Genomic DNA, 22,617 nt, shown 5'->3' on the forward strand with positions numbered 1-22,617 from the left:
CGTCGACCGGTCACGGAGGAGAAGCGATGCGCGGGCTCATCGGCAAGCGGGTACTCGTCAGCGGCGGCAGCAGCGGCATCGGCCTCGCGGCCGCCCGGCGCTTCCTCGAGGAAGGGTGCCGCGTCCTGGTGGGCGGCCTGGATCCGGCCGAGGTGGACGAGGCCGTCGCGGAACTGCGCCCCCTCGGCGAGGTCACCGGCCTCGCCGTCGACGTCAGCCACGAGCCGGACGCGACCGCGCTCGTCGAGGCCGCCGTCCGCGAACTCGGCGGCATCGACGTACTCGCGAACAACGCCGGCATCGCCTGGCGCGAACCCTTCCTGGAGATCACCCCCGAGCACTTCGACCGCATGCTCGCGGTCAACCTGCGCGGCATGTTCCTGGTCGGCCAGGCGGTCGGCCGGCACATGGTCGAAAGCGGCGGCGGCGGGGTGATCGTCAACATGTCGTCCACGAACGGGATCGCGGGCGAGGAGGACTACGCGCACTACAACGCCTCCAAGGGAGGTGTCCTCCTGCTCGGCAAGACGATGGCGGTGGAACTGGGCCGGTACGGGATCCGGGTGAACACCCTGTGCCCCGGATACATCCGTACACCACTCAACGCCTCGATCGCAGGCGCAATGACAGACCCCGACTTCGAATCCACGTACGTCACCACCCGAATCCCCCTCTCCCGCGCCGGCCGCCCCGAAGACGTAGCCGCCGCCTACGCGTTCCTGGCCTCGGAAGACGCAGCCTTCATCCACGGCACCGAACTGGTCATAGACGGCGGCCAATTGGCAGTCATGTAGCACCGACCAGGCCCCCACCCACCTCCACTCGGCCCGCAACCCAGCCGTGTCGGAATCGCAACCACCCCAGCCCGAACCGCAGTTCACCCGAGCCCGGCCCCCAGCCCCAATCCGGTCCGCCGCCATCTCAGCCAGGTCCGCAGCACATCTCAGCCCGTCCGGCGTTCGAGGACAACGCCGGCCGCAGGCCGTCCCGCCGGACCACGCTGCCGACGCCGCCGGCGAGCCCGCCCCATCGCGACGGCCATCCGACCCGAGGGAGATCCACGGAACATGCCCCTGTCCACGGACCTGATCGACCGCCTGAGCGCGATCGTCGGCGCCGAACACGTCCGCCACACCACCGGCGACCTCGTGCCGTACGCCCGCGACGCCACCCCCCTGTTCGACCGGCTCCCGGACGCCGTGGTCTTCCCGGCCGACACCGCCGAGGTCGCCGCCGTACTGCGCCTGGCGACCGAGCATCGCGTCCCGGTCGTCCCCCGGGGCGCCGGCTCCAACCTGTGCGCGGCCACCGTGGCCTTGAACGGCGGCATCGTCCTGGTCACCACACGCATGAACCGCATCCGCGAGATCAGCCCCGACGAACTGCTCGCCGTGGTCGAACCCGGCGTGACCACCGCCGCCCTGGCCGACGCCGCGACCGCACACGGCCTGCTCTTCCCACCCGACCCCGGCAGCCGCACGGTCTCCACCGTCGGCGGCAACGTGGCCACGTGCGCCGGCGGACTGCGCGGCCTCAAGTACGGCGTCACCCGCAACTACGTGCTCGGCCTGGAAGCGGTACTGCCCACCGGCGAGGTGATCCGCACCGGCGGCCGGCTCTGGAAGGACGTGGCCGGCTACGACCTGACCCGCCTGCTCACCGGCTCCGAGGGCACCCTCGCCGTGATCACCGAGATCACCATGGCCCTGCTGCCCGCCCCCGCCGACACGGGCACCGGGATCGCCTACTTCCCCGACCTGGCCCACGCCGGCCGCGCGGTCGCCGACATCCTCTCCGCCGGCATCGTCCCGGCCACCCTGGAATTCCTGGACCGGAGCTGCATCAACGCGGTCGAGGACTACGCCGACCTCGGCCTGCGCCGGGACGCCGGAGCGCTGCTCCTGTTCGGCGACGACGGTACGTCCGACGCGGTCCGCCGCGACCTGAACCGCATGGCCGAGTTGTGCGACGCGGCCGGCGCCACGGAATGGACCCTCGCCGAGGACGTGGCCGGCGCCGAGGCACTGCTGACCGCTCGCCGGTGTTCGCTGCCCGCGCTGTCGCGACTCGGCGCGCTGACCATCCTCGAGGACGCCACCGTGCCGCGCCCCAGGATCGCCGAGATGGTCGACCGGATCGACGCCATCGCGGCCACGCACACCGTCACCATCGCCACCTTCGGCCACGCCGGCGACGGCAACCTCCACCCCACCTGCGTGGTGGCCGACCCGAACGACACCGAATCGATCGAGCGCGCGCACGCCGCCTTCGACGACATCTTCCGCACCGCGATCGAACTCGGCGGCACGATCACCGGCGAACATGGCGTAGGCGCCGCCAAGTTGCCGCACCTGCGCGCCCAACTCGGCGACGACCAGCTGCAATTGCTGAGCCGCATCAAAACCGCGTTCGATCCCGCCCGCATCCTCAATCCCGGAAAGCTCGGCTCATGACCGGTGTGTTCGACCCCGAGGAACTCTCCCGCTGCATCTCCTGCGGCTTCTGCCTGCCCGCGTGTCCGACCTACGCCGCCACCGGCGACGAGGCATCCTCGCCGCGCGGCCGGATCAACCTGATGCGCGCGCTGGAGACCGGCCGCCTGGACGCCGACGACCCGACGCTGCTGGAACAGTCCTCCGCGTGCCTGGGCTGCCGCGCCTGCGAACCGGTCTGCCCGGCGGGCGTCCCGTACGGCTCCTTGTTGGAACAGTGGCGCGAACACCAGTGGCGGGGCAAACACCGACCGCCACTGGCCCGGCTGTTGACGATCGTGGCGAGCCTGCCACCGGTGGTCCGCGCGATGGGCTGGGGCCGCTTCGTCCTGCCGGCCGGGCGCAGCAGCCCCGACAAGGCAACCCGTCCGGCCACACCCCGGACACCGAGGCCACCCACACAACCCGCACCCTCCGCACCACCCACGCCACCCACGCCACCCGCCGGCACCGGTGCCTCCCTCATGCTCGGCTGCTTCGAACGCGCCATGTTCCCCAGGGTCTCCCGCGCGGCCCGCACCCTCCTGCCCGGACTGAAGGTGCCGGACAACCAGGGCTGCTGCGGAGCACTGCACGCGCACAACGGCGAATCGACCAAGGGCCGCGCCCTCGCCCGCCGCCTCGGCGAATGCCTCCCCGGCCGGATCGTCACCACCTCCGGCGGATGCGCCGCGCACCTCGCCGACGTCATCGGCCGCGACCGGGTCGCCGAACTGTCCGAGGTGGTCGACGCCTCGGCACTGCCCGAACGCCGAGTGGCCGGCCGCCGGGTCAGGGTCACCCTCCAGGACTCCTGCCACCTGCGCAACGGCCTCGGCGTATGGCGCGAACCGCGCGAAGTCCTCTCCGCGGTGGCCGACTTCGTGGAAACCCCGGGCGCGGGCGACTGCTGCGGCGCGGCCGGCACCTACTCCCTCCTGCGCCCGATCGAATCCCGCCGCATCCTCGACCGCAAGCTGGACGCGATCGAGGCCAGTGGCGCCGACGTCGTGGTCGCGGTCAACCCCGGCTGCCTGCGCCAACTCCGCACCGGGCTGCGACGCCGCAAGTCGCGCGTACGCGCGGTACACCTCGCCGAATTCCTCACCACACCCAACGGCGGCGCCCGGACGCCCTGACCATCACGGGCCCGACACCGGCGTCTCGGGCCGAGTTCGGCGTATGCGACTCCACACGGGGGGAGCCGCATACGCCGTACCCGACCCGAGACACCCACACTCACCCGGCTCGGCTCTGCCCTGCCCTGCCCTGCCCTGCCCTGCCGAGGCTCCGGCGAAGTGACAAGCAACTCGGAGTGAATGGCGCCAGGACCACGGGCCCACGACCTCGCCGAGACGCGCCGTGTTTCGCTGACACCGGCTGCTTCGACCGACTGACAGAATCGGCACATGGCCGGACCGCGTGCGCGGGCACGACTTCGCTGGACGGGGTCGGCCGCAGAGACACTGATCTTCCTGTCCAGTGTCGCGTTCCTGAGCAGCACCGCCCGGTGGGCGCTGATCGTGTGGGTCGTCGTCGGGTCGCTCTACATCGCCGGCGGGTTCGCGGCCGTTTGGCGGGGACAACCCGTCGAGGCCGGCGCGGTCACGGAGCTGCGCGCTCTGGCCCGGTGGTCGTGGATCGCGCCGCTGCTCGCGGGGACGACCGGCGCCGTGTCGGCGGTGACGGCTCTGCTTGCGAAGGACCAGGTCGTCGGCGGTCATCGTGATCTCGGACTGACGGTCGCCGCTTCGCTCGGAGTGATCCTGTCGTGGGCGCTGATGCAGGTCGGCTTCGCGCAGATCTACCTCGTCATCGACGTCACCGGCGGGCACGGCGACCTTCGGTTCCCCGAGGGCACGACGCCGTCGTTCCTGAGTTTCGCGTACTTCTCGTTCACGCTCGCCACGTCGTTCGCGACCAGCGATGTCGAAGTCGTCGGTGTGCGGATGCGGCGGATCGTGCTCGTTCACACCGTCATCGCCTACTTCTACAACGCGCTGGTGGTCGCCGTCGCGTTCCAGGTGCTTCAGGGGCTCGTCAGCCCGTGAGACGCGATTCTCGCGCGACCGGTACCGCCACCGTCCCGGCCGCGGCCGGACCCATCCGGTCGGCATCGGGATGGTCGGACCAGGCGCCAAGCCTGCCCGGTCCCGGTGCGATACCCGCGCCCGCGAATCGGGCTGCCGGTGCGGGACAGCCGCTGCCCGAGTCGGTTCGGCTGACGCTCAGTGGATGAGGACCCCGGCGGGCGCCGCCCGACACGATCACCCGCAGTTCATGTACGGGCAAATCACCCCATTCGGGGCGGGTCAGACCGAAGCGCTCCACCGCGCCACCCGGTTCGAACGGAGCCATCCCGCCGAGTGCCCACACCACAACACGCACGCCCTTCGCCCTCGCCGCCTCCCATAAACGGGCAGGTCGAGCCCCATTTCGACCCGTTTTCCACCGTCCCGAGACTGTCGTTTTCGACAAACCCCGTGGCGCACGTCACATCCCGCGTACCGATTGTCAGAAACTCGCACGCACCGTGAACCGAGTTTCCACGATTCTGACTCCCTGCAATTCCCGCATCACTCTCCGCTCAAGGTCCCGGGCACAATGCGTGGACGCTTCGGGACTTTCGGTCCCGGAATTCCACCCTTCCGACCCGAATCTTCGGTTTCGGCGAAACGTGATGTTTGGATCCGAGTCGGGTGTATGCGTAGCTTGGTGCTTCGCCGCACCGGTCCGGTGTTCGGCGGAATGTGTCTCCCGGTTCGCCGAATCCTGCCGCCGGAGAGGCCACGGTACGAAACCCGAAAGGCAGGAGCGGGGGAACCAAGTGGAATGCCGTCCCGGGCGTCCGCATGTCGCGGACGTTCGATAACGACGGCTTGGGGTGAAGCCGTGCCCGCCTCCTCGATACCCGAGGAGTCGACGCCGGCCGGGCGAGACTCTCCAGCCCGAATCCGACAGCTCACTTCGTAGGCGTGGGAGAAGGAAAAATCTTCGTGCAGTCGTTCATCACCCCTGCCCGCAAGCCCAAGAACGCGCGCCTCGCGCTCACCCTCGGCATGGCCGGCGCCATCGTCGCCGCCCCGCTGATCACCGGCTTCGCCACCTCCGCCACCGCCGCCCCGGTCTCCGTCTGGGACAAGGTCGCCATGGGCGAGAGCTCGGGCAACTGGCACATCAACACCGGCAACGGTTTCTACGGTGGCCTGCAGTTCACGCAGAGCACCTGGAACGAGTTCGGCGGTCAGCAGTACGCCCCGCGTGCGGACCTGGCCACCAAGGACCAGCAGATCGCCATCGCGGAGAAGGTCCTCGCCGTACAGGGCCCCGGCGCGTGGCCGAACACCTCGGGCCCCGCGGGCCTGACCCGTGGCGGCGCCGCTCCGGCCGTCTCCCCCAACGCCAAGTCGGGCTCGACCAAGGCCACCGTCAAGGTCGCCCCGAAGGTCGCCGAGAAGCCGGTCGAGTCCGCGCCGGCCCCGAAGGCCCCGAAGATCGAGGTCGTCCCGGCCGCCGAGACCACGGCCACGACCACCACCTACTCCGTGGTCAAGGGCGACACCCTGTCCAAGATCGCCGCGGCCAAGGACGTCGAGGGCGGCTGGCACAAGCTGTACGCCGACAACAAGTCCGTCATCGGCGGCAACCCGAACCTGATCCTGGTCGGCCAGAAGCTCTCGCTCTCCGGCAAGGCCGCGGCCGCCACGAAGACCGAGGCCAAGGTCGAGACCAAGACCGAGGCCCAGGTCGAGACCAAGACCGAGGCCAAGCCCTCCGTGTCGGTCAAGGTCGCGCCGAAGCCCGTGACCAAGGAGAAGGCCCCCGTTGTGGCCAAGGACTCCTCGGCCAAGGCCGGCAGCACCGCCGTCAACTCCTCCGGCTACGTCGCTCCGGTGAACGGCGCGCTGGGAACCGCGTTCGGCACCGGTGGCTCCATGTGGTCCAGCGGCAGCCACACCGGCCAGGACTTCGTGGTCGGCACCGGCACCTCGGTCAAGGCCATCACCTCGGGCACCGTGGTCAGCGCCGGCAACGGTGGTGCCTACGGCAACGAGGTCGTCATCAAGCACGCGGACGGCAAGTACTCGCAGTACGCCCACCTGTCCAGCATCGGCGTCCGCGCCGGCCAGACGGTGAGCACCGGTCAGCAGATCGGCCTCTCGGGCGCGACCGGCAACGTGACCGGCCCGCACCTGCACTTCGAGATCCGCACCACCCCGAACTACGGCAGCGGCATCAACCCCGTCACCTACCTGCGCGCGCACGGCGTCAACCTCTGATCCGAGCACAACCGGGAAGTTCCAGGGCCGGGCCCGTCGACCACGCGTCGACGGGCCCGGCCCTGTTCCATGCCCGCCGCGCGGACGGTGCCGGCCGGATGGGCACCGTCCGCCGAAGCGGCCGTATCCGCCACGCACCGAGCGAGCGGCGCTTCCCCGGCGTCAGCCCCGCGCGGGGTAGCGCTTCGGCAGCGGCAGCCCCCGCGCCGCCATCAACTCCCGCAACCGGTCCGGATAATCGGTGATCAGCCCGTCCACGCCGTCGTCCATCAGCTTCGCCATGGTGGCCGGGTCGTCGATCGTCCACGGCACCACCTTGATGCCCAGTCGGTGTGCCTCGTCGACCATCGCCCGCGTCACGTAGGGACGGTAGTTCGGATCGCCCACCTTGCCGTCCTGCGGGAAGCCGTGCACCGGGGAGAACGAGGTCGCGCCGAACGACTCGATCGCCCGCAGCGGGTCGCCGCCGAAGTCGTCGATGTCCAGACCGCCCAGCCAGGGCGAGGCGCCGGGCTTGCCGACTTGGAGGAAGTCGTAGTTGGTCAACGCGACCAGCGGCAGCCGGGGTTCGACCTGACGCATCCTCATCAGCGAGCCCCAGTCGAAGCTTTGGATGGTGACCTGGCGCAACAGCCCGGCCCGGCGCACCTCGCGCGCCACCGTCTGCACGAACTGCTCGCGCGGCGCCGTCTCGTTCGGCGCGCCCGCCTCGACCTTGGTCTCCACGTTGAGCTTCACGCCGCGTGCGTGCCGCCGGTTGACCAGGTCGAACACCTCGGTGAGCAGCGGCATTCGGGCGCCGGGCGAGGTGGTCTGGCCGGGGAAGCCCGGGAACTGCCGTGACCCGCAGTCGAGGGTACGGACCTGGTCGAGGGTGAGCGTGTTGACGTACTTCCCGACGTAGGGGAACTCCGGGTCACCGGCCCGCACGGGTCCGGTGTCGGCACACTTGCGGCCGTCGACCTTGCGGTCGTGGGTGACCACGGCCCGGCCGTCCTCGGTGATCTGGACGTCCAGTTCGAGGGTGGAGACCCCCAGGTCCAGGCCCTTGGCGAAGGACGCGATGGTGCTCTCCACGGTCAGGCCCAGACCGCCGCGGTGCGCCTGTAGGTCGAAGGTCCTGTGGTGATTTCCGTGGCGGTCCGCCGCGGCGGCCACTCCCGGCGCGGCAACGACCGCCGCCCCGGCCAGGATCGCGGCCGTGACGGTCTTCCATCCGGACATGGACGTCTCCTTCTCGCTCCGTTCGACGACCCTCGATCGTCGACGCCCACACCCTGTCCCGCACCACATGATGCGCGGGGAGGCGACTCGTGGCGCCCAGACGAAGAAGAAGCGAAGAAGCGGCGAATCGCGCCACCGGAACCGCAACGGCGCACCCTCAACCACCACTTCGCACCCGGTCCGCCGAGCAGAACGCACCCACGACAGGTACGCGCCGGGCGCCGGACGGGATCGAATCCCGTCCGGCGCCCGGAGGTTCCCGGTGCCGCGCCCGTCGCGGAGCGCGGCACCGGCGTCCGGCCGCGGCTTGAGAACACCTCATCAAGCCCGGCCGGAACCCGGTGTTCCCGGGACCCGGCGATCCGGCGATCCGGCGCCGCCGGCCGATCCGGCCCGGGATCGGGATCACCGGCGGTACAACACCGCCTCCGGCGCCGCCGCGGTCAGCGTCACCGCCTTCGGGTGGACCGGCACCGCCCGCCCGGGCCGGTCGTCCCGACCGAGCAGGAACGCCCGGTTGATCCCGTTCACCGTGATCGTGCTGCCCGGGTCGACGCCCGCGACGGTACGGATCGCCACCACCTCGACGATGTCCGACGCCTGCGTCCCGTGCGGCAGCCGTACCGTCGTCGCCGCCGGATCGTCGCGCTGCAACGACCAGTCCACCCGCCCGCGATCCGAGCGGTACAGCGTCGGGTCGCCCTTGACCCGCACACCCAGCGCGACACCGTTCCACCCGGCCGCGCCCGCCGGCGGCTCCGACGTGGTCTTGCGGATCACCGCGTACAGGTAGTCCGTCGGGTCGGCGATCAGCGTGGTCGTGTCGGCCGGCGGGTCGGCCACCACCCGGCCCTCGCGCCGCATCTCCCGGACCATCACCGGATACACCCACGGATGCCGGTCCACCATCTCCTCGCGCGCGGTCCGGGTCGGGTCCGCCAACCGTTCCACCGCCGCTGGCGCGAACCGCATCGGGTCGTCCACCACGTCGCACAGGTTGTTGTTCAACGTGCAGGTCTGCAACAGCGGATGGCCGTCCTCGTAGCGCCCGGCGAACGGCGTCGTGCCGTGGTTCGGCGACTGGAAGAACGCCGTGCCCGGCACCGCCCGGCCGCCCCGGTCCACCTCGACCCGGTACGCCCACTCGATGTCGGTGGTCCGACCCCAGCGGGCCATCAGCGCCGGCGTCGAGGTGCCGCCGTCCTCGTTGCTCCACACGATCGTGTAGGTCAACACCCGGTGCCCGGCGGTCGCCGCCGGGGCCTCCTGGTACCAGGCCAGCACCGGGGTGTCGGTGACCGCGTTCTGGAACGGACCGGTCGCGCCGCCCGGCGCGCCCGGGATGTTCCGGCCGTACAGGACCGGCGCGTTCGCGGCGACCGCGTGCTCCCGGTCCCCGGTCGCGATCGTCCGCGTCCGCAGCCGGGAGACGTGCACCACCGACCCGGCCGGCGACGACCGGTCGGCCGCGAAGCGGATGCTCAGCTCGTGCCGGCCCTTGCGCAGCGCGCCCAGCGCGAAGCCGCGCTCGGTGGGCGTGGCGCCGAAGACCACCACGTCACCGGCGGGCCGGCCGTCCACGAACAGCTGCACCACCGCCGACTCCGCACCCGCCTTGCCCCAGTCCACGCCCGGCGCCGCCACGGTCAGCGTCACCAGCGCCTCGCCGTCGCGCCCGGTCCGGAACGGGACCACCACGGGGCGCCCGTCGCGGTGCACCGAGAAGGTGCCGTGCGCTCCCGTGGTCGCCGCGGCCGAGTCGGCGGACCCGGCGGCCTCGGCCGCCCGCGCCGCCGAGGCCGGGCCGGCCAGTCCCGCCGCGACGGCGAGCACCGCCCCGGTCAGCACGAATCGACGCAGACGATGGGTACGAGATCGAGCGAACACGAGCAATCCCCCGAACGAGATGGGTGAGTCCGACCTGCCCACCGTGGCCGGCGTACGGGGCGCGGGCCAACCCCCGCACGGGCAAATTCCACCAACCGTCATCACCGGGCCCACGTCCCGACACGCCCCGGCCACGCAGCGGGCCGACGGCACGCCGATGTCCGATTCGTTCAATACCCGACGCATCCGCACGCCTAGCGTCGAACCATGGAGTGGATCACGAACGACATGATCGACCGGGCCGAACGTTTCCTGTGGGCCTCGGGCCGCGTACTGGAACAGCGCCGATTCGCCTACCTGTTCGGCACCGGCAAGCCGGCCGAGCCGGGGGCCGACGGCGAACGCACGGCTCGGGCCGAGCCCGATCGGGCCGGACTGCTCGCCGCCCTGGCCGGATATCGCACCCCCGACGGTGCCTACGCGTACGGCCTGGAACCCGACGTGCGCGGGCCCGAGTCGCAACCGGCCACGCTGCGCACCACGATGCCGATCCTGGCCGAGGCGGACGCGCTGCACGGCCCGGACACGGCCCGCCTGTGCGACTGGCTGGCGGGCGTGGCCGGCGACGCGGGCGGCGTGCCGCCGGCCCTGCCCGGGCTGCGCGACTACCCGCACCCCCCGTGGCTGATCGTGCCGGACCCGCCGGTCCCTGGGCTGATCCCGACCGGCTGGATCGTCGGCCCGCTGCTGCGCGCCGGCGTCGAACACCCGTGGCTGCCGGCCGCGACCGAGTTCTGCCGCACCACCATCGAGGAGTTGCGGACCACCCACCCGTACGAGGTCGAGGCCGCGGTGACCTTCCTCGACGGCGTCCCGGACCGGCGGTGGGCCCGGACGCAGGCACGCCGATTGGGCGAACTGGTGCGCGAGCAGCGGCTGGTGCTGCTCGACCCGGCCCATCCGGAGCAGACCCGGCTCGCCCCGGGCTACGCCGTCGGCGAGTACCACCTGCCGCACGACTTCGCGCCGCACCCAGAGAGCCTGGCGCGCGAGTGGTTCACCGACGCCGAACTGCGCCGGGGCCTGCGCGCACTGGCCGCCGCGCAGGAGGAGGACGGCGGTTGGCCGCTGCGCTGGGCGGAGTGGTCGCCCACGGTCCGCGCCGAGGCCCGCCCGGCGATCACCATCGACGCACTGAACGTGCTGCGCGCGTACGACGGGACACTCCCGGGCGAGGCGTAGCCAGGCCCGGATCGCGGCGCGCACCCGAAGCGGGAGGCGGCGTCGACCCGACGCCGCCTCCCGCCTCACACCTAGGGCGCGCCCAACCGCACGCTCCCACCTCCGTCCCACCCACCCGCTCGAACCCGCGTTCCGGACCGCCCGACGAGCCCCTTACGCCATCGGAGTGGCATTCCCGCTCCGAGGTCGTCCCGGGCGTTCACCTGGGTAGGCCCGGCCCCGGAGGGCCTGCCCGCCCTCCGCGAACGACAGCGGCGCCGCCGCGTGGGGTGTGCGGCCCGCACCGAGGGAAGAGGACCCAGCGATGAAGATGCCTGCGCGCACGGCGGTCGCCGTGCTCGCCACAACGGCCGCGCTCGGCGGGTTCGGGGCCGTGGTGACCACGGCCCACGCCGCCGAACGCAACGCCCCCGCGGCACCGAGCCGCCCGGCCGACACCGAGCCGGCACCGAACTGTTCGAACAACAGCAACCACACACCCTGCTGGGAATACCAGACCTGGTACTGGACCTACGACAACTGCAACAAGGCGGGCACCGCGGCGGTGAACGCCGACCGCGGCAAGTTCGACAACCACGTGTGCGTGTTGACCGGCAATGGCGTGGGCGTCGGCCTCTGGCTGCACAAGCTGCACGACTGATCGTCCGCCGGACCCCACCCACCCCGAGGCCGTCCACCTCGGGCCAGGGTCCGGTACGCGACCCGGCCGGCGGCAACGCACGGAACGCTCCGGCCGGGCGCCGCCCCACGCCCCCGCCCCATGCCCCATCCACCTGCCGCACCCCCACCTCGCGACACGTATGGTAATCGAACGCGTACATACCGTTCGTTCCCGGTTTCGGCCCGTAAGGTCGCGAGGGTGATGCCTCTGGATCGCCGAAGCGTGCTTCGACGTCTCGCCGGAGCGGCCGCGCTCGGCGCGGCCGTGAGCGGCTGCGGCGACGACTCCCACCCCTCGGCGGCCCGCTCCCCCGCCGCCGCATCCGGCGGCAACACCTCGGCCCCGAGCGCGCCTTCCGGCCCCATCGCCGGCACCGGCGCCGCTCCCGAACCGCCGCCGCTGCCCGCCGACCTGCCGTTCCACGTCGCCTCCGGCCCCGCCGATCGGCCCAATGTGGCGCTGACCTTCCACGGTCAGGGCAGTGCGGAGAGCGCCGAGGCGCTGCTCGGCCTCCTGGAGGCGGCCGGCGCGCGCGGGACGGTCCTGGCCGTGGGGTCGTGGCTGGACGAACAACCGCACATGGCCGGGCGGGTGTTGGCCGGTGGGCACGAACTGGGTAACCACACGATGAACCACGGCGACATCTCCGCGATGTCCGCCGAACGCACCTACGCCGAGATCACCGACTGCGCCGACCGGCTCAGGCGGCTCACCGGCTCGATCGGACGCTGGTTCCGGCCCTCCCGGGCCGAGGACTGTACGCCCGTCGTCGCCGCCCAGGCCCGGCGCGCCGGATACGCCCACTGCCTGGGCTACGACCTGGACTCACTGGATTTCACCGACCCCGGCCCCACCGCCGTCACCCGCGCCGTGCTCGACGGGGTGCGACCCGGCTCGGTGGTCAGCCTGCACTTCGGACACCCGGGCACCGTAGCCGCGATGCCCGCCATCCTCGACGGCCTACGCACCCGCGGACTGCGGGCGGTCACGATGTCGGAGCTCGTCACCTGATGACCACTCACCTCTCCCCCACCCGCCGCCGCCCCGGCCGCATCGCGCTGTTCCTGGCCGGCTGCTGTCTGGTCGCCTCCGCCGCGTGCGGGTCGTCGACGGACACCCCGGCGAAGCCCGCCCCGATCAAGACCTCCGCCGCGCCGGTGGAGGCCGCCCCGGTCCCCGCGCAGCCGGCCCCCGAACCGGCCAACCTGCTGCCCGGCATGCCGCCGCCGCTGGACCCGCACGACCTGTACGCCGCCGACCGCCCCGGCATGCTCGCCGACGCGGTCAAGGGTTTCCCGTCGCGGGTGTACGTACCCAACACCGAGTCGAACACGGTGAGCGTGATCGACCCGGCCACCTACAAGGTGATCGAGACGATCAAGGTCGGGCACCAACCGCAACACGTGGTGCCCTCCTGGGACTTGAAGACGTTGTGGGTCAACAACGACCTCGGCGACACGCTCACCCCGCTCGACCCGGCCACCGGCAAGGCCGGCACGCCGGTGCCGGTGGACGACCCGTACAACCTCTACTTCACCCCGGACGGCAAGTACGCGGTCGTGATGGCGTCGATGGACCGCCAGTTGGTCTTCCGCGACGCGCACACGATGGCCGTGGTCAAGGCGGAGCCGAGCCAGTGCGCGGGCGTCAACCACGCGGACTTCTCCCCCGACGGCAAGTACTTCATCGTCTCCTGCGAGTTCTCCGGCGAACTGCTCAAGGTCGACACCGCCGAGATGAAGGTGGTGGCCAAGCAAAAGATCCCGCTGTCGGGCTCGATGCCGCAGGACGTCAAGATCTCCCCCGACGGCAAGACCTGGTACATCGCCGACATGATGGCCGACGGCGTGTGGGTGCTCGACGGCGACACCTTCAACACCCCGACCCGGCTGCGCACCGGCAAGGGCGCGCACGGCCTGTACCCCAGCCGCGACTCGAAGAGCCTGTACATCTCCAACCGGGGCGAGGGCTCGATCTCGGTGCTCGACTTCGCCACCGGCGCGCTCACCGCCAAGTGGCAACTCCCCGGCGGCGGCAGCCCGGACATGGGCGGGGTGTCCGCCGACGGCAAGGTGTTGTGGCTCAGCGGGCGCTACAACGCGGAGGTGTACGCGATCGACACCACGGACGGGAAACTGCTCGCCCGGATCCCGGTCGGCGTGGGCCCGCACGGCCTGTGCGTCTACCCGCAGCCGGGCCGCTACTCGCTCGGCCACACCGGCGTCTTCCGCTGACCGCCCGGGGGGCGGCGAGGAGTGCCCGTACCTCGCCGCCCCCCGGGTCAGTCCCGACCGCGCACGTCGCCCAGCCCCGGCCACCGCTCGGCGGGATCCGTCTCCCCACGGGGGCAACCCCAGTTGGTCCAGCACCCGCATCACGATGTGGTCGACGATGTCGGCGACGCCGCCCGGGTTGTCGTAGAACGCCGGCATCGGCGGCACGATCCGCGCACCCATCCGGGCCAGGGCGAGCATGTTCTCCAGATGGATCTCGCTCAACGGCGTCTCCCGGGGCACCAGGACCAGCGGTCGGCGCTCCTTGAGCGTGACGTCCGCCGCGCGGGTGATCAGATTGTCGGCGAAGCCGTGCCGGATCGCCGCGAGCGTCTTCATGCTGCACGGGACCACGACCATGCCCGACACCGGATACGACCCGGACGAGACGGTCGCCCCCAACTCCCCGAACCGGTGTGTGACATCGGCGAGTTGAGATGGGCCTCCACCTGCGGCAGCTCACGCAATACCTCCAGAAGACGAACGGCGATCGGCGCGCCGGTGGCGCCGGTGATCCCGACGACCAGGCGGGCGGGGGCAACGGTCGACACGGCGGGCTCCCGAGGAGTCGGAGGGCTGGTCACAGGGGCAGGACTCCCTTCCAGCGCCGACGCAGCGACTCGCGGGTCGCCTCGTCGAAGCGGTTCGCCGCCGGAAACCGGTCCTTCCAGGCGAAGGGTTTGCACGCGTCGATCAGCACGACGCCCATCGACAGATCCCCCGCCTCCCGCCGCTCCGGCGCCAGGCGCGGGTCGATCGCGGTGGTCGGGGCGCGTTGCTGCTGGACCGGATCCCGGCCGCGCGGCGGGCGCTCTCGATCAACGCGCATCGGTTGTTGCGCATGTTCAAGGGCGGCCCCTCCTCCTGGGACGGCCCCGCGTGGGTACTCGGCCGACCGGCCCTGGACCGGGCTCGGCGGGACGCGCTCGCCTCCGGGTTCCCGCCGCCGACCACGTGGACGGCGCCGGTGGAGCTGAGCGCGTTCGACCACGCCCTGGTCGCCGCGCTGGGCCGGGACGGGCGCGCGTCGCACGCCGCGCTCGCCGTCGAGGTCCGCCGACACGAGTCCACGGTGCGCCGCCGGATCGCACAGCTGCGAGGGGCCAGCGCGTTGTTCTTCGACCTGGAGGTGGACGAGCGCCCGCTGGGCAATCCGACGGCGACCACGATGTGGATGTCGGTGCGGCCCGCGTATCTGGCGGCCACCGGCGCCGCGCTCGCCGACCACCCCGAGGTGGCCTACGCGGCGGTGACCACGGGCCGCACCAACCTGTACGCCACCGTGCTGTGCGCCGGCGACGAGGCGCTGTACGACTACCTCGCCGACCGGATCGGCGCGCTGCCGGGCATCGACGCGGTGGAGACGGCGCCGGTCATCCGCACGGTCAAGCGGGTGGGGGCGGTGGGGCGGGGCGGACGGTGAACGCGGGGCCGGATGCTGAACACGGCTGACGGGGAGCGCCGGACTCGGCGCTCCCCGTCAGCCGGTGTGTTTCCCCGGCTTTTCCCGACCACCCGGTGTGTGTTTCCCCTACTCCTTCGCGCCCACCGCGTCGATCGGTTCGACGCGCAGGAGCCGCCGGGTGATCGGGGCGACCGACAGCGGCGCCAGGAGCAGGGCGGCGGCGCTGATTCCCAGGAGCAGCGGGACCGGTACGTAGGGGGTGCTCTCGCCGAACGCGCCCTTGCCGAACGGGACGAGGGTGATCATCGCGATGGTCAGGCCGAGCGCGAGCCCGATCACCCCGACCAGGGCGGCCTCGCCGCGGACGACCGCGCGGACCTGGGTGCGGGTGCTGCCGATCATCCGCATCAGGCCGAGTTCGCGGCGCCGGGCGACGGTGGACACGATCATCGTGTTGACCGCGGCGATGGTCGCGAAGCCCGCGAGGACGACCAGCATCACCTGGTTGGTCCACTTGTTGGTCTCGCGGTCCTGGTCGCGTTCCGCAGCGTAGCCGGCCCGGTCGGAGATCCGGGTGTCGGGGTGGGCCCGCGCGAACTTGGCGAGTGCGGCATCCACGGCGGCCGGGTCGGCCCGGTCGGCGAGGCGTACCAGCAGGCGGGTGTCCAGGGCGGCGTCGACGTGGTGTTCCACGGTGGCGCGCGGGAGGGTGACGGCGGCGGTACCCAGGCCGCGGTCGTAGGTGGCGACCAGCGTCGGCTTGATCCGGGTGCCGTCGCCGAGCCGGATCTCGATCGGCTTGCCGAGCCGGGCCTTGACCGTGTCTGCGGTGAGCCGGTCCATCGCCACCGCGCCGCCGGGCGGCTGCGCTGCGCCGGGGCGCAGCGCGTCGGTGCTGCCGGCACGTACCCCCAGGTCGAGCACGCGGGCCAGGTCGGTGTCGGTGCCGCCGATGCCCTGGGTCGCATACTTCCGCAGGTCGTCGGAGCCGGCCATGACCACGTTGGTGGTCAGTACGGAGGTCACCGCGGCGACCCCGGGCACGCGGGCGATCTCGGTGGTGGTGCCGGCCGGGAATCCGGGTCCGCCGATCACCCGGTCGGCGGTCAAGGCGGCCTTGGACTGCTTCTCGCTGTAGTGGTCCTGCGCGGCGAACATGAACATCAGCGTGGTCGCGAAGGCGACGGTGAGGGTAATCGGGGTGATCGCCGAGGCGAGCCGGCGCGAGTTGGTGCGGGCGTTGTCGAAGGCGAGCCGACCGGGGGCGCCGAACAGGCGCAGGAGGAATCCGGTCGCGTACACGAACAGGTGGGCGATCAGCGGGCCGAGCAGTCCGACGCCGAGCATGAACAGCATGATCACGCCGCCCGCCGCACCGACGGCCTGGTCACCGGTGGCCTTCATGGCGACGCCGGAGAGTACGCCGCCGCCGGCCAGCGCGGCGACGCCCAGGACCAGTCGGACCCAGCCGACCCGGGCCCGCTCGACACCCGCCTCGCCCAGCGCCTCGGTCGGCTTGGTCCGCGCACTGGCGCGCGCCGCCATCAGGCCGGCGAGCAGCGCGGAGAGCACGCCCGCGCCGACCGCGATCAGCATCGGGACCGGGCCGACGGCGAGGGTGACGCCGTCCTCGATCATGCCGCGGCCGACCATGGTGTCGAACCACCAGCGGGCGAGCAGCGTCCCGGGGAACACGCCGGCCAGGCCCGCGAGCAGGGAGACCATCACGGTCTCGGTGGCGATCATCCGGCGGATCTGCCAGGGGGTGGCGCCGACCGCGCGCAGCAGGGCGAAGTCGCGGCGGCGCTGGGCCACGGACAGCGAGGTGGAGCCGGCCACCACGAATACCGCGACCGCGGCGACGATGCCGCCGAAGGACGCGCCGACGCCGATGAGCAGTTCCTTGGTGTCGCCCAGGCCGGGGTGTTCCACCTCGCCGCGCCCGTCGCCGGTGCGGACCTCGGCGCCGGTGCCCTTCAGCGCCTTGCGCAACTCGCCGGCGACCTTGCCGGTCGAGGTGTGGTCGACGAGCAGTACGCCGAACGCGGTCACCTTGTCGGGGTTGCCCGCCAGGCGCGCGGCCTCGGTGTCGGCGACGTAGAGCCGGACGCCGGTGCCGGGGAGTACGGCCGACACGCGCAGCGGGACCTCGCCGGCGGGCGTGGTCACCCGGACCGTGCCGCCGGCGGTCGCGCCGGCGCCGATCCGCTGCGCGGCCTCGGTGGTCAGTACCGCTTCGCCGGGCCGCGGCGCGGCGCCGTCGTGCGGGGTGCCGGCCAGGCGGGCGGCGGACCAGGGGGGCGCGTCGAGTACGGCGGTGGGCGTCTGGGCGGGGAAGGTGAGGTCGGGCAGGACCGCGGCGACACCGGGTACGGCCGCGATCCGGGCGGCGAGCGCGGCGTCGACGCGGGCCCGCTCGGGCAGCGCGACGGTCACGTTCTCCTTGTCCTCGCCGCTGCCGAAGGTCTTGCTGGTGCCGGTCGGCCCGGCGACCACGATGGGGGCGTCGGCGTAGCGGCCGGCCGGCACGTGGGCGCGGATTCCGCTCTCCAGGAAGATCCCGCACATCGTGACGAGCATGGCGGCGAACAGCAGGGCGACGAAGGAGCCGGCGAACGAGGCGGGCCGAAAGCGGACGGAGGTGCGGGCGAGCCCGTTGGGACGGCCCATCAGGCGGCCCGCCCCTGGACACGGGCGGGCCGGGACAGGCCGACCATCCGGGCCGCGATCGCCTCGGGGGTCGGCCGGTACAGCTCCCCGGCGAGGTTGCCCTCGGCCAGGAAGACGACCCGGTCCGCGTAGGAGGCGGCGACCGGGTCGTGGGTGACCATCACGACGGTGGCACCGGTGTCGTCCACGGCCCGGCGCAGCAGCGCCAACACCTCGGCGGCGGTGGTGGTGTCGAGCGCGCCGGTCGGCTCGTCGGCGAACAGCACGTCGGGCCGGGTGACCAGGGCGCGGGCGATGGCGACGCGCTGCTGCTGGCCGCCGGACAGTTGCGCGGGTCGGCGGCCGGCGTGCTCGTGCAGTCCGACCATGCCCAACATCTCGGCGGCCCGGCCGCGTTCCGGCCGCTGTCCCGCGAGCCGCAGCGGGAGCAGTACGTTCTTCTCCACGGTCAGCGACGGCAGCAGGTTGAACGCCTGGAACACGAAGCCGAGCCGGGTCCGGCGCAGCCGGGTGAGCTGGTTCTCGTTCATCGCGGTGAGGTCGTCGTCCCCCAGCAGCACCCGCCCCGAGTCGGGCTTGTCGAGCCCGGCGGCGCAGTGCAGGAAGGTGCTCTTCCCGGAGCCGGAGGGGCCCATGACGGCCGTGAAGGTGCCCCGGGGGATGTCGAGGTCGACCCCGCGCAGTGCGTGCACCGCCTCGGCACCGCGCCCGTACGCCTTGGCGACGGCTTCGAGCCGGACGGCGGAGGCGTGGGTGCGGGGGGTGTGCAACGGGTACGACGGGTGCGGCGGCGTGCCGAACGCGTCGTGGTCCGGGCGGGGAGGTACGACGGGTCCCGTCCGCGCCCGCCGGTCGCCTCGCTTGCCTCGCCCGAACATGGTGCCTCCCGCAAAGAAATGAACATCGGATTCGATATCCACGACGCTACGGAGCCCGGAAGCCCCCGAACATGGGGAAGGCGGGCCGAACGGGGGTGGGCCTGCCCCCACCCCCCGAAGGGTCGTGGACTGCACCGACCCGCCCCGACCACCAGGGCAACGAGGGCCACGAGGGCCACGAGCCGCAAACGCTTCGGGGTGGCCGACCGGCCCTGTGACCGCTTGCTTCGGGGGGTTCGAGGCCACACAGTCGGGTGATATACCACGCCCCGGCGGGGCCCTACCGTTGGCCGCATCCGCCCGCCCACCTGGAGCCCCATGCCCCCGATCCGTCCCTCGTCGGTCGTGCCGTCGGTGGTGTGCTTCGGGCGTCGCCGGGTGTCGCTGCCGGGTGGGCGCCTCGTCGTGACGGGGGCGGTGTTGCTCGCCGGGGTCGCCGGCATGCTCGTGGGGACCAACGCGCGGGCGGACGGCGGTGCCGAGCCGGTGAATCCGTACGGGGCCCTCGGGGCGCAGCGCCCTCGGTGGCAGGTCTGCGACTGGTATCGCCCCGCCGAACCCGCACACCCCGTGACCTACTGCGCCGACCTGCGCGCCCCGCTCGACTGGTACGACCGCGCCAAGGGCACCATCACCCTCCGGGTCACCCGCGTGCCCGCCACCGGTGGCCCCGCCCGGCGCGGCGTGCTCCTCGTCAACCCCGGCGGCCCCGGCACCGACGGCTCCGCCCTGGCCACGCGCGTCGCCGAGGCACAGCCGGATCTGCTGCGGACCCACGACATCATCGGCTTCGCGCCCCGCGGCGTCGCGCCCTCGACGAGTGTGGACTGCGGCGTCGACTGGTCCCGGTACGAGCCCGTCGCCGACACCCGCGACCGTTCGCCGGCCAACACAGCCCGCCAGTTCGCCGACGCGCGCCTGGTCGGACTGGCCTGCGCGGGCGCGGTGTTCGCACCGTACGTGACCACCGACCAGACCGCGCGGGACCTGGACCTGATCCGGGCCGTGCTCGGCGAGCGCCGGATCGACTATCTCGGCTTCTCCTACGGCACTTTGCTGGGCGCGTGGTACGCGGACCGATTCCGCTCCCGCGTGGACCGGTTCGTGCTGGATTCGACGATGGACTGGTCGGCCGACCCCGAGGAGGTCTTCGTCGACGCGTGGGCGCGCGGCCTGCAACGGCGCTTCGACGTACAGTTCCTGCCCTGGCTCGCGCGCCACGACGACCGGTACGGATTCGGCGACGACATCGAGGCGGCGCGCGCCGCGTACGACGAGTTGCGGGCCGCCGTCGCCGAGCACGAGCGCGGCACCGCCTTCGACGCGATGCAGGCGAACGTCCTGTACGACGCGGGCGGTTGGCCGCAATGGGCCGAGCGGTTGCGGGAGTTGCGGGACGATCCGGCGCGGGCGCCGGCACTGCTGGCCCCGCCGAGGGTGCCGGTCGGCGTGCCGGAGAGCGGGGCGCACTGGGCGATCCGGTGCGGCGACGGCCGTTGGGCCGACGATCCCGCCCACTGGGTGGCCACGGGCGACCGCCTCGCCGCGCGCTACCCGCTCGTCGGCTCGCTCGCCACCGAACAGCCCTGCGCCGCCTACCCGTTCACGACCGCACACCCGGCCGTCCCGGACCCGGCCAGACTTCCGAGGATGCTCCTCGTCCAGAACCAACTCGACCCGGCCACCCCCGCCGAGGGCGCCCTCGCCGCCGCCGCGACGGCGCACCAGCCGATGGTCTTCGTCCGGGACGCCGGCGACCACATCGCCTTCGACGACGGCAACGCCTGCGTCGACGCCCGGATCACCGACTATCTCGTCCGCGGCCTGCGTCCGACCACCACGATCTGCGCGGGCCTGCCGCTCCCGCTCGACGACGCGGTCCACCCGGTGGGCCCGGCGGGCCCATCGCCGCCGCCGCGCGACGAACGCCCGACCCGATAGGGCTCGCCCGCACGAACGACGAGGGCCCCACCGCCGATTCGGCGATGGGGCCCTCCACTACGTACCGCGGTTCACGTACCGCGCGATCAGTGCACCAGCACCGGCACCGCGATCTCGTCCGCGTCCGCGTCCGCCTCCCCGTCCTTGCCGCCCGACGCGACCGGCTTGCTGTCGCCGTGCCCGACGGTGATGAACGTGAACGCGATCGCCGACGCCAGCGCCAGGATCCCGACCGCCCACCAGATCGCGGTGGCGAAGCCGTGCACCATGGCCTGCATCTTCAGCTGCTCCAGGCCGCCGGAGCCGACCGCGTGCGAGGCCACGTAGGACGTGGTCGCGCTCGCCGCGATGGTGTTCAGCAGCGCCGTACCGATCGCGCCGCCGACCTGCTGCGAGGTGTTGACCATCGCCGAGGCGACGCCCGCGTCCCGAGGCTGCACACCGTAGGTGGCCAGGCTCATCGCCGGCATGAACGCGGTACCCATGCCCAGGCCGAGCAGGATCTGCGCGGGCAGGATCAGCCCGGCGTAGGAGCTGCCGACCTCGATCTGGGTCAGCATCAGCATGCCGATGCCCGCGGTCAGGAAGCCCGGACCCATCAGCAGTCGGGCCGGCACCCGGGTCATCAGCCGCGCGCCGATCTGGGTGGAGCCGGTGATCATGCCCGCGATCATCGGCAGGAACGCCAGGCCGGTCTTGACCGGCGAGAAGCCCTTGACGATCTGGAGGTAGTAGGTGAGGAACAGGAACATGCCGAACATCGCGATGATCGCGAGGCCGAGCGAGAGGTAGATGCCGGCCCGGTTGCGCTCGGCGACCACCCGCAGCGGCAGCAGCGGGGCCTTGACCCGCGCCTCGACCGCGACGAACGCCAGGAGGAGCACCGCGGCGGCGATGAACAGGCCGATCGTGCTGCCCGCGCCCCAGCCGTGGCTCTCGGCGCGGGTGAAGGCGTACACCAGGGTGCCGAGGCCGAGCGAGGACAGCAGCACGCCGGGGATGTCCAGCGGCGAACGGTTGCGGGCGCCGGCGGGTTCGCGGATGACCATGACCGCACCGGTCGCGGCGACCACGGCGAACGGGATGTTGACGAAGAACGTCCAGCGCCAGTTCATGTACTCGGTGAGCACGCCGCCCAGGATCAGGCCGACCGCGCCACCACCACCGGCGATCGCGCCGAAGATGCCGAACGCCTTGGCACGTTCCTTGGCGTCGGTGAACATCACCGCGAGCAGGGACAGTGCGGACGGGGCGAGCAGCGCGCCGAAGATGCCCTGGAGCGCGCGGGCGCCCAGGAGCAGGCCGCTGTTCTGGGCTATGCCGCCCAGCGCGGAGGCCGCGGCGAAGCCGATCAGGCCGACGATGAAGGTACGGCGCCGACCCCACAGGTCGGCGATCCGGCCGCCGAACAGCAGCAGGCCGCCGAAGGCGAGGGCGTACGCGGTGATCACCCATTGTTTGTTGCCGTCGGAGATGCCCAGGTCGGTCTGGGCGGACGGCAGCGCGATGTTCACGATCGTGCCGTCGAGGACGACCATCAGCTGGGCGATCGCGATGAAGATGAGCGCTTTCCAGCGCCTGGGGTCGGGGGCGGCGGACACGGCCGGAGCGGTTTGAGACATGGAAGTACTCACTCTTGGGGGGTGTGACGCGACGGTGGGCATCGCGGAATGGACGGTGCGCGCCCTCGCTCGCGCGGAGGAGGCGAGCGGCAGGTGCGAGATTCGTTATCGGTACGTGGTCAC

General features: G+C 72.3%; 17 protein-coding genes, 1 pseudogene and 1 riboswitch. Of the genes and pseudogenes, 11 read left to right on the forward strand and 7 right to left on the reverse strand.

Annotated features, from left to right (window positions below; translation table 11 throughout):
* The first annotated feature begins 26 nt into the window (after positions 1–26).
* From ACMXN5_RS38535 to ACMXN5_RS38555, 5 genes are all read left to right on the forward strand, one after another.
* Complete coding sequence (locus ACMXN5_RS38535) at positions 27–794, forward strand: SDR family NAD(P)-dependent oxidoreductase (protein ID WP_439679547.1); 768 nt, start codon at positions 27–29, stop codon at positions 792–794.
* A 273-nt stretch (positions 795–1,067) separates the two neighbouring features.
* Positions 1,068–2,453 (forward strand): FAD-binding oxidoreductase, encoded by a 1,386-nt coding sequence (locus ACMXN5_RS38540; RefSeq protein ID WP_439679548.1) that lies wholly within the window; start codon positions 1,068–1,070, stop codon positions 2,451–2,453.
* Positions 2,450–3,610, forward strand: a complete 1,161-nt coding sequence (locus ACMXN5_RS38545) for a (Fe-S)-binding protein (protein WP_439679549.1) — start codon at positions 2,450–2,452, stop codon at positions 3,608–3,610. Before ACMXN5_RS38540 ends, ACMXN5_RS38545 begins: the two co-directional genes overlap by 4 nt.
* 270 nt (positions 3,611–3,880) lie before the next feature.
* Positions 3,881–4,522: a DUF1345 domain-containing protein gene (locus ACMXN5_RS38550; protein ID WP_439679550.1), complete on the forward strand. Its 642-nt coding sequence runs from the start codon at positions 3,881–3,883 to the stop codon at positions 4,520–4,522.
* A gap of 738 nt (positions 4,523–5,260) precedes the next feature.
* A riboswitch (cyclic di-AMP (ydaO/yuaA leader) is annotated at positions 5,261–5,462 on the forward strand.
* Between the two features lie 68 nt (positions 5,463–5,530).
* Positions 5,531–6,751, forward strand: coding sequence for a transglycosylase family protein (locus ACMXN5_RS38555; protein WP_439681370.1), 1,221 nt, complete (start codon positions 5,531–5,533; stop codon positions 6,749–6,751).
* A gap of 162 nt (positions 6,752–6,913) precedes the next feature.
* On the opposite strand, the gene ACMXN5_RS38560 is transcribed toward ACMXN5_RS38555, so the two are convergent.
* Complete coding sequence (locus ACMXN5_RS38560; RefSeq protein ID WP_395793653.1) at positions 6,914–7,975, reverse strand: glycerophosphodiester phosphodiesterase family protein; 1,062 nt, start codon at positions 7,973–7,975, stop codon at positions 6,914–6,916.
* Positions 7,976–8,380: 405 nt separating this feature from the next.
* Positions 8,381–9,862 carry a hypothetical protein gene (locus tag ACMXN5_RS38565; protein ID WP_439679551.1) on the reverse strand — a complete coding sequence of 494 codons (1,482 nt, stop codon included), beginning with the start codon at positions 9,860–9,862 and terminating at the stop codon, positions 8,381–8,383.
* A 207-nt stretch (positions 9,863–10,069) separates the two neighbouring features.
* Between ACMXN5_RS38565 and ACMXN5_RS38570 the strand changes: the two genes are divergently transcribed.
* From ACMXN5_RS38570 to ACMXN5_RS38585, 4 genes are all read left to right on the forward strand, one after another.
* On the forward strand, positions 10,070–11,044 hold the full coding sequence (locus ACMXN5_RS38570; RefSeq protein ID WP_439679552.1) for a hypothetical protein: 975 nt from the start codon (positions 10,070–10,072) through the stop codon (positions 11,042–11,044).
* 304 nt (positions 11,045–11,348) lie between these two features.
* Complete coding sequence (locus tag ACMXN5_RS38575) at positions 11,349–11,684, forward strand: hypothetical protein (protein WP_439679553.1); 336 nt, start codon at positions 11,349–11,351, stop codon at positions 11,682–11,684.
* 222 nt (positions 11,685–11,906) lie between these two features.
* Positions 11,907–12,716, forward strand: a complete 810-nt coding sequence (locus tag ACMXN5_RS38580; RefSeq protein WP_439681371.1) for a polysaccharide deacetylase family protein — start codon at positions 11,907–11,909, stop codon at positions 12,714–12,716.
* Positions 12,716–13,939 (forward strand): beta-propeller fold lactonase family protein, encoded by a 1,224-nt coding sequence (locus ACMXN5_RS38585; RefSeq protein ID WP_439679554.1) that lies wholly within the window; start codon positions 12,716–12,718, stop codon positions 13,937–13,939. The genes ACMXN5_RS38580 and ACMXN5_RS38585 overlap by 1 nt, the downstream gene beginning before the upstream one ends.
* 111 nt (positions 13,940–14,050) lie before the next feature.
* Here ACMXN5_RS38585 and ACMXN5_RS38590 read toward each other — a convergent pair.
* Both ACMXN5_RS38590 and ACMXN5_RS38595 read right to left on the reverse strand, forming a co-directional pair.
* Positions 14,051–14,529: pseudogene (locus ACMXN5_RS38590) on the reverse strand (UbiX family flavin prenyltransferase); the annotation flags it as partial.
* A gap of 29 nt (positions 14,530–14,558) precedes the next feature.
* Positions 14,559–14,807 carry a hypothetical protein gene (locus ACMXN5_RS38595; protein ID WP_439679555.1) on the reverse strand — a complete coding sequence of 83 codons (249 nt, stop codon included), beginning with the start codon at positions 14,805–14,807 and terminating at the stop codon, positions 14,559–14,561.
* A 12-nt stretch (positions 14,808–14,819) separates the two neighbouring features.
* Here ACMXN5_RS38595 and ACMXN5_RS38600 point away from each other — a divergent pair, with 12 nt between their 5' ends.
* Positions 14,820–15,401, forward strand: coding sequence for an Lrp/AsnC family transcriptional regulator (locus ACMXN5_RS38600; RefSeq protein WP_439679556.1), 582 nt, complete (start codon positions 14,820–14,822; stop codon positions 15,399–15,401).
* 108 nt (positions 15,402–15,509) lie between these two features.
* Here the strand turns inward: ACMXN5_RS38600 and ACMXN5_RS38605 are convergent, their stop codons facing one another.
* Both ACMXN5_RS38605 and ACMXN5_RS38610 read right to left on the reverse strand, forming a co-directional pair.
* Positions 15,510–18,053 (reverse strand): FtsX-like permease family protein, encoded by a 2,544-nt coding sequence (locus ACMXN5_RS38605; RefSeq protein ID WP_439679557.1) that lies wholly within the window; start codon positions 18,051–18,053, stop codon positions 15,510–15,512.
* Positions 18,053–18,931, reverse strand: coding sequence for an ABC transporter ATP-binding protein (locus tag ACMXN5_RS38610; protein WP_439679558.1), 879 nt, complete (start codon positions 18,929–18,931; stop codon positions 18,053–18,055). The genes ACMXN5_RS38605 and ACMXN5_RS38610 overlap by 1 nt, the downstream gene beginning before the upstream one ends.
* A gap of 318 nt (positions 18,932–19,249) precedes the next feature.
* Between ACMXN5_RS38610 and ACMXN5_RS38615 the strand changes: the two genes are divergently transcribed.
* Positions 19,250–20,872: an alpha/beta fold hydrolase gene (locus ACMXN5_RS38615; protein WP_439679559.1), complete on the forward strand. Its 1,623-nt coding sequence runs from the start codon at positions 19,250–19,252 to the stop codon at positions 20,870–20,872.
* An 86-nt stretch (positions 20,873–20,958) separates the two neighbouring features.
* Here ACMXN5_RS38615 and ACMXN5_RS38620 read toward each other — a convergent pair whose 3' ends face one another.
* Positions 20,959–22,494 (reverse strand): MFS transporter, encoded by a 1,536-nt coding sequence (locus ACMXN5_RS38620; RefSeq protein WP_439679560.1) that lies wholly within the window; start codon positions 22,492–22,494, stop codon positions 20,959–20,961.
* Positions 22,495–22,617 lie beyond the last annotated feature (123 nt).

This window comes from Embleya australiensis (assembly GCF_051903075.1).
GTDB lineage: Bacteria > Actinomycetota > Actinomycetes > Streptomycetales > Streptomycetaceae > Embleya.

What these genes read in the sequence shown, in the direction of transcription:
- ACMXN5_RS38535 (WP_439679547.1), top strand. Translation starts at nt 27, where the DNA reads ATGCGCGGGCTCATCGGCAAGCGGGTACTCGTCAGCGGCGGCAGCAGC.
- ACMXN5_RS38540 (WP_439679548.1), top strand. Translation starts at nt 1,068, where the DNA reads ATGCCCCTGTCCACGGACCTGATCGACCGCCTGAGCGCGATCGTCGGC.
- ACMXN5_RS38545 (WP_439679549.1), top strand. Translation starts at nt 2,450, where the DNA reads ATGACCGGTGTGTTCGACCCCGAGGAACTCTCCCGCTGCATCTCCTGC.
- ACMXN5_RS38550 (WP_439679550.1), top strand. Translation starts at nt 3,881, where the DNA reads ATGGCCGGACCGCGTGCGCGGGCACGACTTCGCTGGACGGGGTCGGCC.
- ACMXN5_RS38555 (WP_439681370.1), top strand. Translation starts at nt 5,531, where the DNA reads ATGGCCGGCGCCATCGTCGCCGCCCCGCTGATCACCGGCTTCGCCACC.
- ACMXN5_RS38560 (WP_395793653.1), bottom strand. Translation starts at nt 7,975, where the DNA reads ATGTCCGGATGGAAGACCGTCACGGCCGCGATCCTGGCCGGGGCGGCG.
- ACMXN5_RS38570 (WP_439679552.1), top strand. Translation starts at nt 10,070, where the DNA reads ATGGAGTGGATCACGAACGACATGATCGACCGGGCCGAACGTTTCCTG.
- ACMXN5_RS38575 (WP_439679553.1), top strand. Translation starts at nt 11,349, where the DNA reads ATGAAGATGCCTGCGCGCACGGCGGTCGCCGTGCTCGCCACAACGGCC.
- ACMXN5_RS38580 (WP_439681371.1), top strand. Translation starts at nt 11,907, where the DNA reads ATGCCTCTGGATCGCCGAAGCGTGCTTCGACGTCTCGCCGGAGCGGCC.
- ACMXN5_RS38585 (WP_439679554.1), top strand. Translation starts at nt 12,716, where the DNA reads ATGACCACTCACCTCTCCCCCACCCGCCGCCGCCCCGGCCGCATCGCG.
- ACMXN5_RS38595 (WP_439679555.1), bottom strand. Translation starts at nt 14,807, where the DNA reads ATGCGCGTTGATCGAGAGCGCCCGCCGCGCGGCCGGGATCCGGTCCAG.
- ACMXN5_RS38600 (WP_439679556.1), top strand. Translation starts at nt 14,820, where the DNA reads ATGTTCAAGGGCGGCCCCTCCTCCTGGGACGGCCCCGCGTGGGTACTC.
- ACMXN5_RS38605 (WP_439679557.1), bottom strand. Translation starts at nt 18,053, where the DNA reads ATGGGCCGTCCCAACGGGCTCGCCCGCACCTCCGTCCGCTTTCGGCCC.
- ACMXN5_RS38610 (WP_439679558.1), bottom strand. Translation starts at nt 18,931, where the DNA reads ATGTTCGGGCGAGGCAAGCGAGGCGACCGGCGGGCGCGGACGGGACCC.
- ACMXN5_RS38615 (WP_439679559.1), top strand. Translation starts at nt 19,250, where the DNA reads ATGCCCCCGATCCGTCCCTCGTCGGTCGTGCCGTCGGTGGTGTGCTTC.
- ACMXN5_RS38620 (WP_439679560.1), bottom strand. Translation starts at nt 22,494, where the DNA reads ATGTCTCAAACCGCTCCGGCCGTGTCCGCCGCCCCCGACCCCAGGCGC.